Raw genomic sequence first — 16,084 nt, 5'->3', positions numbered from 1 at the left:
ACACCTCGGTGAAGACGACATCGCAGGCTACGTACTTCCTCGGCGTTCCGGAGCGCACGTCCTGTTCACACCTGTTGTTTTTCTACCCGCATACATAGTTCTCGAGTAATGGTCGAGTGTCGCTACTGCGAGCAAACCTTTGAGGAGGAATCTGCGATCCGTGAGCATCTCTACGAGGACCACGAACGTGACGAACTCAGTCGGATTGATCAGAAGCGTGTCGAGCAATACGTCGACGAACACGGATTAGGTGAGAGTGGCAACGAAGAGGTCCAAGAAGCAAGTCAACCCGCTCACCGTGAGCAACGAATAGCCGACACATCAAACGGGACCCACCCTGCTGATGCGTGGGAACTCAGCGACGTCGAAGCCCTCTCGACGGACGAAATTGTCGAAAAACTCGCCGATCACTCCATCGAAACGAGCGAGACGATGTTTCAGAGTCGGATTGAAAATTTCAATTCGGCGACTACACTCTCCGAGCAGTGGGAAGCTGAATACGAGGTTGATGTCACGGGCTATGATCAGGACTTCATCTGGATGGCCGCAGAAGTACTCTGGGAGCGCTGGGCACCCGACACCCCGAACAAAGAACGGATCTACGACTTCGTTCAGGAGGGACGCGATCTCCGTGAGAAAGGGAACCGCGCTGAGGCTTGCGATCGGTGGCTAACTGCCTGGGAGTACATCGTCGCCGTAACACCCGACGAAATCACGTCTAACGATGAGGCAGACCGAGAATTACCGTCGTTTCTCTCGCTCGAGGCGTTCATTCGATCGCTCGACAGTGACCTTGCCACCGTAGCGGAAGATGATCCAGCGTATCATGAGTACCGACTCGAATTCTGTCGGGAGGTCTGCGAGCAGTTCCCGGATGCATCTGACGAGTTCCTACTCGACTTTCGTCACTTCATCGCCGACTCGCTCGCGGAACTGGACAGAACCGCCGACAGCAGGGCGGAATTCGAGTCACTCATCGAGGAGTATCCCGAGGATCCCTGGGCGTACAAGAAACTCGCTGATAGCTACTGGCTCGAGGAACCAGACGAACTAACGAGAGAGGCGATGGAACGTACGGCAGAACTGTACCGAGCGGCACTGGATGCCGACAGCCCCCTCGAGGGAGCGTCGATAGTAGCCGAGCGCTGTGAGGAAGTAGAAAGCCGACTATCTGATACAGAGACATCCGACCCAGAGTGAGCGCTTGAGCACGAGAACTTACTTATTCGACGACGCACTATCTGTTTGTAGAGGAGCACACTCCCGTACCACCATGGAATTCGAAGAACAACTTCGGTCGCTGGAAGAACGGTATGACATCTCCGAGAGCGAACGTGCTCGGGAACTCGGACGAACCGTTGCCCAGCTGCGGGACTAACACGTACGCCTTACTCGCTAGATTCCAGATACTCGAGGAACTCCTGTTTGTCGACCCCATTCTCAAAACGCAGATGCGACGCTCCGGCTCGCGTCACTGACTCGATCATAAACTCGGTACAGAGTTCGGTATGATGAGTCGCATATGTCGACAGGGCTTCTGACTGTGGCAGCTCGAGGTCGTACTCCGAGAGCTCGATTTCAATCCCACCTTTTCGCAACACGATCTCACAGCCCCACTCATCGAGCAACCTGAACGGGGTTGTGTTTCGCCGTACGGTGAGCAGTCGCTTCGAGTCGGCGATATACGTGTCGACCCACTCTTTCCAGTCGTAGCTCTCGGTCGCCAACTTCGGGAGCGAAAACGACGGCTCGGCACTCTCGAGGTACCACTCGGCGAATGCGATCGAGGTTCGATGGTTGGCGTTTGGAAGGGGGTGGGCCAAAATGAGGGACGACATCAACTGCCCTGCGACCTCGACTACCGATTTCGACCAATCGACGTGCTCGAGTGCAGCTGGAATTCGACCAACGTCGATCTGCTTGTAAATCTCGAGTTTCTCTCCCTCCTCGAGTTCTGTGGCTTCGAGGACACCTTCGAACGTCTGGAGAATTCGCACTGTCACGAGCCGGTCTGATTCATCCATTTCGTCCAGTATCGCTTCAAAATCCTCGGTGATGTCGTCGACCGTTCCACTTGCCCCGGAGTTGGTGTAGAGGACATGTACCGTTTTCTCGAGTTGGTAGGTTTCGACTTTCCCATCGTCGGGGTCGATCTCGTCGTGATCGAGCGTAACGTACGCAAGTGAATATTGCTCGTCGTCGGGGTGGTGGTAGTGGACGAGACCGGTCATTAAACTCGGGAACGTACCGGAGGCACATAGTCTCTATTTTTTGTCCTAAGGGCCCCCAAAAGAAGGGACATATAGAAATTCGCTAACAGTCATCGGCAAGCAACTTCTCAACGGCGTCGATAACCTCCTATACCTCGTGCTAATATATCGAAAATTAGCTAAGTTCAAGTAAACTGAGTTAGTTCTTTGACTGTGCCATTACGAGAAGCACGGTCAATCGATCAGCTCTATTCGAAGGTTGCGAACTGCGATATTGCTCTTACTGGCGAAGCACCCCTCGCACTTGCGCTTGATAACCGAGTGCAAAGCCCTCGAATCGGTCGGTTGTCGGCTACACCGCGAAGCTATGCCGTTCAGGAGATGTTTCCCGATGACATCCGACCGCTCTTTTTCGAAATCGTCGCACAGACGGATCTCTCGTGGAAGCAAGCAGTGAGAGCACTCGAGTTGTGTATCGATTGTTGGACAGCGACGGGCGACCGTGAACAGATACTCGAGTATCCTGAGTTCGACAGTTCCGCTATCCGATTGGTCGTATCAATGCTGGGGGAACTTGAGAGCAGCTATCGGTCCATCGAGCGCACGACGCTCTCATCGGAGCAAGAGATTGCGGTAATTGACGAAGCTCGTCTGTCCGAACTCGACCGAAAACTCCTCCCTCCTGATGGGTACGAAACCTATTCGTCGCTGGGCGACACTCACGTTCCCTTCCCCAAGCTACATATCTTCCCATCGGCGACAGCAATCGTCTCGGCAATCGTCGACCAGATTGATCCAGACACAGCGGATCGATTTGGGATCGTTCTTGCCGAGGATAGTCTGTATAGTGCGCTGATCGAGTCTGCCCTTGAAGCACGGGAAATTCCCTATCGCGGTGGACCTGGATTCGAGGATGATGACGATGTTCGGGCGTTTTTCCGACTGCTAGAAGCAACATTTTCGGGGTCCGATCAGCGAGTCACGGAAATCCGACCGGTGCTCGCGACGGCTGGGATCGACCTTCCCAAAGATGTAGAAGAACAACGGGCAGATTCGCTCGAGCCAGATCAACTTGGGGGCTACGTTGAATTCCAGGAAGCCGTCGACGAAGGAACGTTCCGTGATGTCGTGTCGGTGTACGAGTCGATCAGCAGCACAGGGTTAGCTGAACTTCGACGCGAGCTTCAGAACCTCGGTATACTGGACGCGCAGGTCACAGAGGATCGCGTTTCGCGTTTCCGGTACTATCTCGATGCGTTTACTGTTCCAACGGACTCGAGTGCTACTGACGGAGTTCTCTTAGCGGATGCGACGTCCACAGCATACGTTGACCGACCTGTCGTCTTCTACGTCGGTCTGGGCCCGGAGTGGGCACAGAGCCCGCCGGACTATCCTTGGATCGACCGAGAAGCATACTTAGAACGCGACCTCGAGCGATTCGAGCGACTGCTCCAGAACGGGACACAACGGTACTATTTCGTCCAAGAGACGCAGGCCGGAAGCGACGTGACTCCGTGCGTGTATCTGCGACGACTCCGTGACGAGCCGTTTGACTCATTCGGTGATCTCCCACACACACGGTACGGCGGGCACACGACCTCAGATTTGATGTCGCCGTTTCCTGAACCAGACGGTCCCTCGACACCACCCCAACGCATAGAGACGATCAGTCAATCTCGACTGAAAGCCCTCGCAAATTCGCCTCGAGATGCGTACTTCGATCGGTTGGTCCAATCGCCGTCGTCAGTTCACATGGTTCGCGGAACGCTTCTCCACGAGGCCGCTGAGATCTACGTTTCCGATCCATCGATACTAGAAGACCAGCGCGGTCGCGTGCTTGACGCGATGTGTGAGCGGTTGAATCCATACCTAAGTAACTCGAAGCAAGCCGTTCAGCGAACGTATTTGAAGGTCGGACTCGATGCGATCACAGCGTATTTAGACAAAAATCCGCCATCGGAAGGAAGATACAACACCTACGATCACCGAAACCACGAAAACGAACTCGCTACCGAACTCGGTGTCGAGTGTGACTCGCAGCTAACGGAACGCTGGTTCGCATCGACGTCGATTGGCGCTCACGGATACGTTGATTTGATCCAGAGCGAAACCTCGATCGTCGATTACAAGACCGGGAACAAGAAGGACGCTTCGGACATACTTGAGGCGGCATCAATCGATCCGGTCGATGAGTACCCCAATTTTCAGGCACTCGTCTACCTTGCCAAACATCGAGAGGAACGGCCGGACGAGCGCCTCGAACTCCATTTCGTTCATCTGCTCGAGGGTGTCGATGAAACCCTCACGGGATCTCCGCCTGATCCAGCAGAGCTTGTCACGACAATTACCTACGTCCCGGCGACGTTTAGCGAGTTCGTCGCAAGTCGAGATACCTTCGAGAGTGTAACCGATTACGCTGACTCGAACGAGCGGTGTCGGGCACTGCATCCGCTTGGGTACGAAGCCTACAGGGACTTTTTCGAGACTCACGAGCTTCCCCGGGCTGGAAAGGATCCCGAGCGACGGGCGACGATCACCGAAGAGTTCGTCGCATATGCCCAGGAGCGCGTCGGCGAGTACAAGTACGTTCGTCAAGGCTGCGAGAAAGTGATCGAAGATCTTGACGATGTACCGACCGGATACGTCCTGCAATCGGACCTCGATGCTTTCGAGGCATTCGTCGATGAGCAACTCGAGGCCGTGAACGAGTATCGAAACAGTCGGTTTCCGGTAGCCTATCGGGAGGAAGGACCGACTTGGGACCGCGTCGATCATCGAGACCTCATACTCACAGACCGATGACTGAAATATCACCAAACCGGGAGCAAGAAACACTGATCGAACAGACCGACGGGATCTATCTCGTCGATGCCGGCGCAGGAACGGGCAAGACGTTCACTGTAACGCACCGGTATGCGAATATCCTCGAAAAACCGGATATCGAACCAGAGGACATCCTTTTGGCCACGTTCACGCGGAATGCGGCTGCAGAGATGGCCGATCGGATCGCTCGCCAGTCCCCATATGATCCCGTCCAGTTACAGGACGCTCCGATTAGCACATTTCACGGCTACTGTTATCAGCTGCTTCGACGCTATGGTCACGAAATCCCGGCCAAAATCGGGATTGACGACCAGATTCCACAATCACTCGAGTTAATCGAGGATGGGATTCGGGAGGGAGAGCTGTTCAATACGTTCATCACTCGTTTCGAAGACCGTCATCCTGAACACAAGCATCTTTTGGCAGCGCTGAACGATCCCAGTTCTCTGCGCTCGTTGATTGCCGAACTCGCTGCGAAAGGTATAATTCCTGAACGCGACGGGTGGTACCGAGATACCGGTACTCCGCTTCTGGGTGACCGGGAGGCGTTCATAGACATCTTTGAACGGGAAAATCGACCGAATGAAGGGGCAAACGGTCCCACACAATCCGATTCACGCTCGTCAGTAAGTGGGTGGGATGCAACTGAATATGTTCCCGATGCACCGACAGCCGACGAGATTGTCGGGTACCCACAACTTCACTCAGAACCTGTCGAGCAGGCATTTGATGAGGACCGAGAGGACCTACTCGCCTTTGTACACGATGTCTATTTCGAGTACCTCGAGTATGCGCTCGAGCGTAACTACCTCACACAAGGGCTCATGCTCGTGATGGCGTTCGTGATGCTGTGTGAGGACGCAGCTGTTCGCGAACAGGTTCGCCACCGGTATGTCATGGTCGACGAATTCCAGGATACTAACGAGTTGCAATTCAAACTCACGCTGCTCCTTGCTGCTGATAATAACATCTGCGTCGTCGGCGACTGGAAACAGAGTATCTACGGGTTCCAGTATACCACGGTCGAAAACATTCAGAATTTCGAGGAACGGATCTCGCGATACAAGGCGGAATTGAATCGTGATGAGACCCGAGTTCAGTATGCCGTCGACGAGGTCGAAACGATACCACTGAAGAAGAACTACCGCTCCACGGAATCGATTCTCTCACTGGCGTCGGAGACGTTGACAACGCCAGCAACACACGGTGAGACTCTGGATGCGGAGGAAATAGAGAACGAGATAACGCAACTCGAGGCCACGAGCCGCGTTAATAACAGTCACATTCAGGCGGTTACCCACGAAGATGAGATCGAACTGCTTCTCGATCGAATACAGCATGTCGTCGGAAACGAGGACTACAGTGTCGAGGTAAGAGATGAACCGGTCTCGACAGCAGAGATGTCTGTGGAGGAGCAAGCGGCTGCTGAACGAGAACGGCTTGGCTCCCCATCGTATAGCGATATTGCCGTCTTTACTCGAACTCGATCGTTTGCTCGTGACCTCCTCGAGAGGGCGAACGAATACGGTATTCCAATTGCGTATGAGGGTGGGGTGGAGTTATTCGATACCGATCAGGCGAAACTTCTGCTAGCATGGCTTCGGATTTGTGAATCGAACGATCAACGAGGATGGGCGACCGTTCTGGAAGAAGTTGGATGCACGCTCCCGCACGCTCGTGAGATCCTCGAGACTGAACAGTATCCCGACGCAATGATTGCGTTTCGGGACTCCTTACAAGAGTGTGAAACCATCGGTGGATTTGCCCGAATTGTCTTCGACGAATACGGATACGATGGAGCGTATGCAAACGGTTTACTCGGCGAACTCACCGGTATGTACGAGACAACGCTCGCAACCCGAAGCCAGGCAATTACCTACATAGAGGAACACATTGAGGCCGGATCCACGATTGAAATCGATTCGAGTCCGGGTGAGGATTCCGTCACGCTTCAGACGATACACAGCGCGAAAGGGTTGGAATATCCTATTGTGTTCTGTGCGAACATGAACCGACGAGCGTTCCCGCATTACGGGCGACCATCATCAGGTACGATCCAGTATCGGGAACTGATCGGGCTCAGACAACGATCCATCTACAGCGAGGCGAGCGGTCAGCCTTACGTCCACAGACACTGGCCGTACGATCTTCTCACCGGCTGTTTGCCATCGGAATACGACGAAGAGCGTCGACTCTTCTATGTCGCGGTGACTCGAGCGAAGCGACATCTGTTCCTCACAGCTGGTGACTCGCCAAGTCCTTTCTTCACCGAACTCCCGCTCGAGCCGATCGAACTCGAACCATCCGTCGATACTGAAACCGAATATCGGGAAGACGAGGTGTCGTTTTCAATTACGCCACCCGAACGAACGAGTCCCCACCGGATGAGTGTCCACGACATTATGGATGATAGCGTGTACGACGAGGTCACGGAAGGACGAGGGACGGAATTCGGGGACAAGCTTCACGAATTCGCCGAAAAGTATGCACGAGGGGACGATCTCTCACCGAGTAATGACGATCAGGAACACGTTGCGACGCTCCTTGATACCCTTGACGGGCAATTTGAACCAGAAGTTACGGCGATTCTTCCCTTGGATTTGGATCCACAGGCCACTCTTGTCGGCATTATCGATTTACTTGTAATCACATCGGAGCGGATCCAGATTATTGACTACAAGACGGACCTTTCCCGCCATGCAGAGGCCGAATACAGGAAACAGCTCAGCGTCTATTATCACGTCGCAGCCGAGCAGTACCCAGATCGAACTATCTCGACCAGCATCTTCTATACCGCCGATAATGAGCGTGTGGAAGTATCGCCGCTCACACTCGAGGAGTTATACGAAATAACGACGCCCGTGGTCGGTGAACACATTCACTCCGAAAAAATACAAAAGCCTTCAACCTACTAATATTCACCCAGGACTTTATTTTAACATTCCAATCTCAAGTGCTGCAACTGCGGCTTCAGGATCAACGCCGTATTCGACGGATACTGTTAAGCGAATGACTGTCGAAACAACGAGACAGAACTGCAATGGCTCGCGTCACAGATCCACGGCCACCACTTCCGGAGTGGATTCTCGAGTGCTACGACCGGCTGTGTACGCAGGCATGTCGGCCAGATGCTGGCGAAGACAGTGTTCCGCTGATCAATTATGACGATGCCACTGCCATTCTGGCCGCCGATGCAGAGTTAGCACTCGAGCAACGGGACGTCGAGCACGCACTGACGCGGCTCCTCGAACGTGGCTACTTCTACGAAGTCGAGGACGAACTTCGGGTTACGTCGCCAGAGAGGCAGTGTTAACGTTAACGGCTCTCCGAAGAGCGGATTTGTATTCCAGATAGATCAACACACTCTGTTGATCTCGATCTTCTGCACTCAACTCGAGTCAGTTCGATATCTCGCCACTCGAGTATCGGAATTGTCCAGAAGCGATGGCTGCGTTCTGCTAGACCCCCATCCCATACTCTTCGAACACGGACTCGAATCCCTCGTCGACGATCTGCTGGACAAGCTTCGCGAACGAACGTCGATTACCTGGCTCCTCCACGAGCGACCGATACGAACTCTCAAAGTGATGCCCATGAGAAGGCCGATCCCGACTCGAGGTTTCGTGGGCCGCCTCGTGCAACACCACGAGATACAGGTCGTGCATCCAGACTGCACGCTGGCGGCTCGTCACCGCCGAGTCAGTGATCACGATGTACGTCCTGCCGTCAGTCCAGGCATCGGCACTTGCCTCTCCGTAGTACACATCTCGCTCAATCCCAAGCTCTCGTGCGAGTACTCGAGCAAAGCGGAGATACCGTCGCTGATCAGCGTTCAGTTGCGATTCGTCCTCGATGCGATGGTAGCCCGTCCAGACACCTTCTGACTTTGCTTGCTCGCCAACATCGAACGTCTCCGGCACCGCTATCGACGTGTCCTCATCGGTGGCGAGATCGCGAAGTCGTTGGGTCGCTGTATCGCTCGTATCGAGGACGACATAGCCCCGTTCGACGAGTTTGTCCGCTCCTTTTTCCGCACCGTCGACCCACCCAATTTTCGGGGCCGCCTGGATCTCCTCGAGACTGATACGGGACTCCGTTGCTAGCTGGAACAGCTTGCGATCTGCCCACTGCTCGTCCGATGACTCGGATGCCATCGCTTCGATCATCACTTCCCGACTCTCGGCAGTCAGCCGATCGTCCGAGACCTCAGCATATAGATCGTCACGTGCCTGCTCAAGTGCGCTGTCGATCCGTTGCCACCGATCACAGCCCGACTGGATATCGTTGCGGGCAAAGTTCAGCGTCAAGTTGCCCTTCGAGACGACCACCCCACCGAGTCCGTACTCGCGCTTTGTCGTCACGTACAGCCCATTGCTGTAGATGTCGAGTCCCTCGTGAGGTGTGTATTCGAGTGCGAGGATCGCATCCTCAGTTTCGCGTGTGAGCGACGGATGTGGCGAGTCAGCCACTACTTCGAGTGGATCGCCCTTGTCGACCGGTTCGCCGTTGATCACGATCGAAACGCCTGTCTGGGATTGTACGTACGCGAAGCGCTTGCGAAGATAACGAACGTAGCGCCGCCACCGGTAGCTGTCCGGGTCCGGCACTTCGTCTTCGTAGTGATCGATCTCGACGAGCACTCCCTCGAGATGATGCTCAGCGTCAACGAGTTGGCCATCGCGCCCGCTGACGTCTGCCCACGGTCCCGAATCGCGTCGATCTCGGTAGTCAAAGCACAGTGCGATGTCGTGACTCCAGATACGAACGGCACCCTTCGCGATGATCGCACCCTTGCCGATGCCCCACTCGCCGATTGTCTCGTCGTCTGCTCGTTGCTTGCTTCCTGCACCCAGCACTGAGAGGTTGCGTCGCCCTTCGGTCGACTCGAGATCGACACCAGCACCGTCATCGAGGATGATCGACCGCTCAGGTGAGATGCTGACCAACACACGGGATGACCCCGGACTGTCGATGCCGTTTTGGACAGCTTCGCGAATCGCGTCTGTGAGATCCGCCATCTGATCCTCGATGAGGTACGTTGCGACCCGCTCGTCAGCGGTCATCGTCACGGTCTCGTCAGTCGATGGCTGACTGGCCGGCCTCGAGTCAGTTGACTCGCTCGTTGCGAACTCCGATAACGTCAGATGATCTGTCATGGTGTCCACTCATCTGGCACCACACAAACCGAACCGTGCGGTCACTTGAGAACAGGAATGAACTCTGGTTCGACCTGGCGTAGTCTCCCGATGTTCTCGAGGAATGAGTAGAGACTGGCGTACAGGACAGAGTCTTCGTCGGAACCGTCTGCAGATGGGCAAACGTGTACCAGTCGCTGACAACCACATAGAACCGCTGGGCGCGAGCCATCGCGACGTTCAACTGCTGGGGGTGACCGTCAAAGAGACGCCCAAGAAATGACCACGGTTGGGATCGGACTGATTATTCGACTACGAAAACATCCGAAACATTCCAGCCAAGATAGAATAACCGATCAGCGGCGATCACTGGTTGAGAGCCCACATTCTCAGCGGACCAGTGGCGAACACGGTCACCTGTCGCGGCATCCAGCATATGGACTCCCGTGTTCGCCCCTGTAGCGAGCACATGGTCGCCAACAATGACCGGTGCTCCCTTGCTAACGCCCGTCTCGAACGTCCAGAGGCGATCACCAGTTGTCGCGTTGAAGGCCATCGTCCGCGCATTGCCTGCTGCGACGACAATGCGCTCGTCGTCGACCGCCGGCGGCACGTAGATGCCTGGCTCGACGTTTGCCTGCCACTCGACACTCCCATCGGCAGCAGCGAGCGCCGTCAAGGTACCCGTCTTCGAGACGGCAAAGACCGTTTCGTTGGCGACTGCGGGAGCGGTATAAACTTCTCCGGGTTCAGTCGTGCGCCACCAATCGTCGCCGTTACGCGTGAATGCAGCCACCTCACCGCTGCCGTTGCTCCCTGCACCGACATAGACACGATCGGCCACGGCAACTCCCTGCGCACTGTGATCTGTCTGTGCGTGCCAGCGTTCATCACCCGTTTCGGCGTCAAGGGCGGCGATTCCGCCCACCGCGACGTAGATTGTATCGTCAACCACGACCGGCGAAGTAGATACGCCGCTATGTGCCCCTCCATCCATTCGCCAGAGCACATCTCCGTTCTCTGAATCGAGTGCGAGCGTTTCGTTGAGCGTACTCACGTAGACGGTCCCGCAGGCTAAAACCGGACTCGTATTGACGCCATCCCCGGGGTCGGTTTCCCACAGACGTGTCCCGGTCTTGATATCGCGGGCTTCGATTCGGGTGTCCCCCGCGACGTAGGCAATCCCATCATTGACGACTGGCGGCGCTTCGACACTTCCACCGCCACCTGTTTGAGCACCGGTCTGGGAGAATCGACCCACCTCAGCGTCAGCCGACGGCAGATCACGAGAAGCCACATGGCTCGCGCGAGCGGCATCGTAGCCGTACATAGGCCATGCAGAGACTGTGGGAGAGCATTCGATAGGTGGTTTAGACAAGCCAGTCTCAAAGACGTCTGAGCAGCCGGCAAGCATGGTAGTCCCGCAGGCGGCGAGGACCGTGCGGCGTATCGGTGAGGATTGGCCATCTGAGGACGGCATACTCTATTGGTTCAGGCAAGATCTTATATTGTTTCTGGTATGAAAGAATACACTCGCAAAATAATGCTCAGAGGATCTATGAACGATCCTATGACATCCTTGGCTTGGCGACCCGTTTTACGAGATACGGAGCACAGCTATATCGGATGATGTAACCACCACGCGGAACTCTTCAACCGAGAATCGAATCTCGAGATCAGTCTGTGGGCCCGTCGAGTCTACAAGTCGCTCAAGGGCTTCGGCGTCGATCATCCGCTGTAGTTGGTACTCGTCTCGATCGAGGCCCTGTTCCTCGAGTGCAGTGATGATCTCGAGCAGAAGCGGTCGATCACTCATCGTCGACCACCTCGCTGATAACGTCGATGATCTCCTGGGCAGTCGAACTGATCCGCTCAAACCGATCGAGGACCGTCTCTGGCTCGTCTCCGTGCCACGCGGCAAGGTAGAACGCTGATCCACTGGTATCCAACTCGAAGCGCCGTCCAACGATGTAACCGACCGCTTCGGCCTCGAGTTCGCGTTTCGATCGCTCAGCCTCGTCGTCGACGCCACTGTGTAACAGCGCATGCGCGTACTCGTGAACGAGCGTGACGGCAAGATCAGCGTCGTTCTCACGATCACGGACGGCGACGCGTGGCTGCTCTTGAGGGCGGTACTCACAGATTCCCTTGGCACTCCCATGCGACCAGTCCTGGGGTGGCACGACCTCTACGTCCACCTCGAGGGGATCTGCTGCCTCGAGGAGTGCGGGAACCAACTCGTCAGCCTGTCCCTTGGCTTCGGTCTCGAGGTCGGGCAGTGGCTCGCCGTCAGTCTGTGAGATATCGAAGACGGGTGCGGGCCGAAAGCCCACGAGTCCCTTTTCCCAACTGTCCGGAGGGGTTTCATCGTATTCACAGCCACTGCGCTCGTGATACGACGGCGAGTTTCCGCAGTCAGGGCACTGCTTTGCAATGATGGGTGCCCAGATCCAGATCGCTGTCTCCCCTTCTTTGACGTGTCGGTCAAACTCGTTTTGCCATGTTCGATAGCCGGCAACGCGTGTCGCGTGTGGGCACTGGAGTTTGATCAACAGCGTGTTTCGGTGCGAGTAGTCATGGAAACGACTCTGGACGTCCAACCACTCTTTGAACTGTTCGCTCGAGACGGCGTCATCAACCTCGTCGACGAGGTCCTGGATCCATGCTTCGATCGTACTGTGCATCTCGTCGTGCCGGGTGTCCGAATCGTCGAACGTTTCCCGGGAGCTGCTGCTCGTAGCCATGTTCGATCACTGCTTCTCGAGTCGGATCGAATCGAACTGAACTCGAGAAGACCTCCGCCCCTCAGGGGTCTCAAAAATACGCCGGACTCGAGCAGCTGGAGAGTCGTTAGTCAGCGGATGCCGGGGTCTCCATTTTGATCGGTGCGTCGTCTGGCGTTCCACTCTTGTTCAAGAGCGACGCTGGGTATGCATCCGCTCAAATTCAACTTGTGAATTATCACATCACTTCAGATATATTGAATAAAGTGTTTCGACGGAGTAGCACGCCTGCCACAGTAGATAGGTGCTGGTGTAATGGTAGTTATTGAACCGCTTAGTCACCACGAACTGTTACTCGTCATCGTACAGTTGGCGCTACTGCTCTTCGTCGCACGACTGTTAGGTGAGGCGTTCAGTTTAATGGGCCAGCCAGCGGTCGTTGGAGAGTTGTTCGCGGGCGTCCTCCTTGGGCCGTCTTTTCTAGGCGTTGTTACACCTGCTGTGTACGAGTCGCTGTTTGCGGTTTCGGAGAGTCAGTTCCACCTTCTCGAAATCATTTCCTGGATCGGACTCATCATGTTGCTGGTCGTCACTGGCCTCGAAACAGACATCGATCTCATTATCAACAAGGGACGAACGGCAGTCGTTCTCTCGCTCGGCGGTATTGTCGTCCCCTTCGCGACTGGATTCACACTGGGGTGGTTTCTACCCGTCGAGTTCATCGGGGCGCCCGATCAGCGCGTCGTGTTCAGCCTATTTATGGCGACTGCAATGAGCATCTCGGCGATTCCGGTCATCGCGAAAGTCCTCATCGAACTAGAGGTCATTCAACGCGACATTGGTCAGTTGATTCTCGCGGCAGGGATGATCGACGATACGATCGGCTGGGTCCTGCTGGCCACGGTCGCCGGACTCGCTCGAACGGGGGTCGTTGAGTTCGGCTCGGCTGTGACCACAGTCCTGTCAGTGGTTGTGTTTCTTGGTATCGCATTCACGGTTGGGCGACGCATCGTCGCGGAGACGATTCGCTGGGTCGATAATGCCGTTGGTAGCGATGCCGCATTGCTATCCACACTGATGGTTTTTGCACTCGCTGCGGGAGCAATCACCCAGTACATGGGGCTCGAGGCGATTCTCGGTGCGTTCGTCGTCGGCGTGTTGGTCGGTCAGGTGAAACGATTCAACTACCAAGTTCGACGGAGCTTCGAGACGATGGCGCTCTCTGTCTTCGCGCCGCTTTTCTTCGCCATCGCGGGCCTTCGGATGGATGTTGTTGCACTAGCAGATCCGGCCGTCCTCACCGTTGGGGTTGCTGTGTTCGCAATCGCCTGCTTCGGTAAATTCGGTGGGATCATGGGCAGCTCAAGACTGGCCGGGCTCTCGAGGTGGGAGGGGATCACGATCGGCGGCGGCATGAACGCCCGCGGGGCGATGGAGATCATTGTCGCCACGATCGGCCTCGGACTCGGTATCTTGACGACGAGCATGTACAGTATCATCGTCGCGGTCGCCATTGCAACGTCGTTAATGGCGCCCGCGATCATGCGCTGGTCGATTCCGAAGATCGAGATGGGCGATGCGGAACGAAAACGACTCGAGCGGGAGGAGTATCTGCAGGAGAGCTTCGTGAACAATCTTACGCGCGTTCTGTTGCCGACACGAGGAACCGTCGACACTCAGTACGCTGCCCGGCTCATCGGTCCATTGTTCCGACCGCTTCAAACCGATCTGGACCTCCTCTACATTGACGATTCCGACGCGTCGACCGCCGACGGTGTCCGTGGCTGGTTTGGCGAACGTCTCCTGAACCGGGGAGGGAGCGACTCGCGGGCGACAGAACAATCTGAATCTGCCGAGCGCGCCTTCACGGAGCTCGAAGAGCGACTGGGAGAACAGGCGAGTCCGATGAGACAGCTCGTAGTGAACGCTCCAGGTAGTGTGGCGGATACGATTCTCGAGAACGTTGACGTCGGGTACGACATGGTTGTCGTCGGTGAACGAACTCTCGGAACCGATCCCGACGGACCGCTGTTCAGCGAGACGATCGACCGCGTCGTTCAAGAAACGCCGTGTCCGACGATGGTCGTCAGCACGTCCGAGAGTGTAAAGCGCGATCCAGGGCAGATAGACGAACCGATCCGGCGAATCCTCCTTCCGACGGTCGGGACCCAGTCCAGTCGCCACGCAGCTGAGGTGGCGTTCACGATTGCAGCCGAGGAGAACGCCCTGGTCGAAGTTGCACACGTGGTCGCTCGCTCCGGCTCGAGTGATCAGTTCGTGGACAGCCCCGACCTCACGAACGAGGTCGATGTCGGCGATCGAATCGTTGACCGTGACGCAGAACTTGGTAGACAACTCGGGGCGAAGATTGTCACCACTGTCACAGTATCAGACAAACCCGGTGTCGAACTCGTCGACATTGCGGATCGAAACGGTGCAGACGTGATTGTAATGGGGACGAATACCCGGCCCATCTCCCAGCGAGCGTTCTTTGGCCCCAACGTCGAATACGTGATCAACAACGCGTCCTGTCCGGTGGCAGTACTGAGTTCGGTCTGACGATCAGATCCCGACCGGCACTCTCACCACACTTTCTGCCTGTTAACTACCAATCTGACCGTTCCAAACCCAATTTGCGTCCGGTAGAGGCTGATCTCCCAGATCATTCAACGCTAGTGAAGGTATTTGATAGAATCAAGATGACCGTGTGGTGAGTGCTGTTGTGCCGACTGGCTCAGTTGCACGAGCCATCTGGTCATGCGGCGATGGACACGACGTTTTTTGACCGTGAGGGCGCGAGTAAACACTACTGCCGTCGCACGAATTACCGTGTTCAGACGTTCAAAACGACGGCTCTCTCCGATACAGATACATAAGCCGTTCTTGATGTTCACTGTACGACCGAGAAACGACACGGCACGCAGCTCGGCTGGCAACTTGCCCGCCGCAATGCGGGCGAGTTGCACAGCCTCGCAGCCGACAAGGGATACGACTGGCAGCAGCCACGTGAGAAGCTGAGTATTTAGTAGGCGAGATGCACAGCGAAAGTGCAACACGAACTGAAGGGTGAATAGCGGGGTCCGTGAGCGCTCACGACAGGTACAGGGAGTTCATTAAGAATTCAGAAGCAGTCATAAATCTACTACCAACATCACCTCATGAAATTATTCTCGAGTATCGTTACCGTATTATA

General features: G+C 55.6%; 10 protein-coding genes and 1 pseudogene. 6 read left to right on the top strand and 5 right to left on the bottom strand.

The genetic code is table 11. The features are described 5' to 3' along the window. The first annotated feature begins 108 nt into the window (after window positions 1-108). Entirely contained in the window at window positions 109-1,200 is a 1,092-nt protein-coding gene (locus NJT13_RS20350) for a tetratricopeptide repeat protein (RefSeq protein ID WP_254525977.1), read from the top strand. Window positions 1,201-1,388: 188 nt separating this feature from the next. On the opposite strand, the gene NJT13_RS20345 is transcribed toward NJT13_RS20350, so the two are convergent. After that, the gene (locus NJT13_RS20345; protein WP_254525976.1) at window positions 1,389-2,231 is read right to left on the bottom strand and encodes a DUF8172 family protein; all 843 of its coding nucleotides are present in this window, start codon (window positions 2,229-2,231) and stop codon (window positions 1,389-1,391) included. Between the two features lie 360 nt (window positions 2,232-2,591). Here NJT13_RS20345 and NJT13_RS23585 point away from each other — a divergent pair, with 360 nt between their 5' ends. The 3 genes from NJT13_RS23585 (at window position 2,592) to NJT13_RS20330 (ending at window position 8,346) form a co-directional block, all read left to right on the top strand. Continuing rightward, entirely contained in the window at window positions 2,592-5,012 is a 2,421-nt protein-coding gene (locus tag NJT13_RS23585) for a PD-(D/E)XK nuclease family protein (protein WP_425499829.1), read from the top strand. Continuing rightward, window positions 5,009-7,948: a UvrD-helicase domain-containing protein gene (locus tag NJT13_RS20335; protein WP_254525974.1), complete on the top strand. Its 2,940-nt coding sequence runs from the start codon at window positions 5,009-5,011 to the stop codon at window positions 7,946-7,948. The genes NJT13_RS23585 and NJT13_RS20335 overlap by 4 nt, the downstream gene beginning before the upstream one ends. 125 nt (window positions 7,949-8,073) lie before the next feature. Continuing rightward, on the top strand, window positions 8,074-8,346 hold the full coding sequence (locus tag NJT13_RS20330; RefSeq protein WP_254525973.1) for a hypothetical protein: 273 nt from the start codon (window positions 8,074-8,076) through the stop codon (window positions 8,344-8,346). A 145-nt stretch (window positions 8,347-8,491) separates the two neighbouring features. Here NJT13_RS20330 and NJT13_RS20325 read toward each other — a convergent pair whose 3' ends face one another. The 4 genes from NJT13_RS20325 to NJT13_RS20310 all read right to left on the bottom strand — a co-directional run bounded on the left by NJT13_RS20325 (window position 8,492) and on the right by NJT13_RS20310 (window position 12,912). Next, window positions 8,492-10,189, bottom strand: a complete 1,698-nt coding sequence (locus NJT13_RS20325) for an ATP-binding protein (RefSeq protein WP_254525972.1) — start codon at window positions 10,187-10,189, stop codon at window positions 8,492-8,494. A gap of 283 nt (window positions 10,190-10,472) precedes the next feature. Continuing rightward, complete coding sequence (locus tag NJT13_RS20320; protein ID WP_254525971.1) at window positions 10,473-11,498, bottom strand: outer membrane protein assembly factor BamB family protein; 1,026 nt, start codon at window positions 11,496-11,498, stop codon at window positions 10,473-10,475. Window positions 11,499-11,765: 267 nt separating this feature from the next. Continuing rightward, entirely contained in the window at window positions 11,766-11,984 is a 219-nt protein-coding gene (locus tag NJT13_RS20315) for a HalOD1 output domain-containing protein (RefSeq protein WP_254525970.1), read from the bottom strand. Beyond that, complete coding sequence (locus NJT13_RS20310; RefSeq protein ID WP_254525969.1) at window positions 11,977-12,912, bottom strand: ArdC-like ssDNA-binding domain-containing protein; 936 nt, start codon at window positions 12,910-12,912, stop codon at window positions 11,977-11,979. The genes NJT13_RS20315 and NJT13_RS20310 overlap by 8 nt, the downstream gene beginning before the upstream one ends. A gap of 294 nt (window positions 12,913-13,206) precedes the next feature. On the opposite strand from NJT13_RS20310, the gene NJT13_RS20305 reads away from it, so the two are divergent. Continuing rightward, window positions 13,207-15,450, top strand: coding sequence for a cation:proton antiporter domain-containing protein (locus NJT13_RS20305; protein ID WP_254525968.1), 2,244 nt, complete (start codon window positions 13,207-13,209; stop codon window positions 15,448-15,450). A gap of 86 nt (window positions 15,451-15,536) precedes the next feature. Next, window positions 15,537-15,908: pseudogene (locus tag NJT13_RS20300) on the top strand (transposase); the annotation flags it as partial. Window positions 15,909-16,084 lie beyond the last annotated feature (176 nt).

Source organism: Natrinema caseinilyticum, from assembly GCF_024227435.1.
In the GTDB taxonomy this organism is placed as follows: domain Archaea; phylum Halobacteriota; class Halobacteria; order Halobacteriales; family Natrialbaceae; genus Natrinema; species Natrinema caseinilyticum.
The sequence above is the reverse complement of the archived record's forward strand: the minus strand, read 5'-3'. Positions and strand labels throughout refer to the sequence as shown.

Excerpts from the sequence above, each read along its gene's own strand:
- NJT13_RS20315 (WP_254525970.1), bottom strand. The coding sequence starts at position 11,984 with ATGAGTGATCGACCGCTTCTGCTCGAGATCATCACTGCACTCGAGGAA.
- NJT13_RS23585 (WP_425499829.1), top strand. The coding sequence starts at position 2,592 with ATGTTTCCCGATGACATCCGACCGCTCTTTTTCGAAATCGTCGCACAG.
- NJT13_RS20325 (WP_254525972.1), bottom strand. The coding sequence starts at position 10,189 with ATGACAGATCATCTGACGTTATCGGAGTTCGCAACGAGCGAGTCAACT.
- NJT13_RS20345 (WP_254525976.1), bottom strand. The coding sequence starts at position 2,231 with ATGACCGGTCTCGTCCACTACCACCACCCCGACGACGAGCAATATTCA.
- NJT13_RS20305 (WP_254525968.1), top strand. The coding sequence starts at position 13,207 with ATGGTAGTTATTGAACCGCTTAGTCACCACGAACTGTTACTCGTCATC.
- NJT13_RS20335 (WP_254525974.1), top strand. The coding sequence starts at position 5,009 with ATGACTGAAATATCACCAAACCGGGAGCAAGAAACACTGATCGAACAG.
- NJT13_RS20310 (WP_254525969.1), bottom strand. The coding sequence starts at position 12,912 with ATGGCTACGAGCAGCAGCTCCCGGGAAACGTTCGACGATTCGGACACC.
- NJT13_RS20330 (WP_254525973.1), top strand. The coding sequence starts at position 8,074 with ATGGCTCGCGTCACAGATCCACGGCCACCACTTCCGGAGTGGATTCTC.
- NJT13_RS20320 (WP_254525971.1), bottom strand. The coding sequence starts at position 11,498 with ATGTACGGCTACGATGCCGCTCGCGCGAGCCATGTGGCTTCTCGTGAT.
- NJT13_RS20350 (WP_254525977.1), top strand. The coding sequence starts at position 109 with ATGGTCGAGTGTCGCTACTGCGAGCAAACCTTTGAGGAGGAATCTGCG.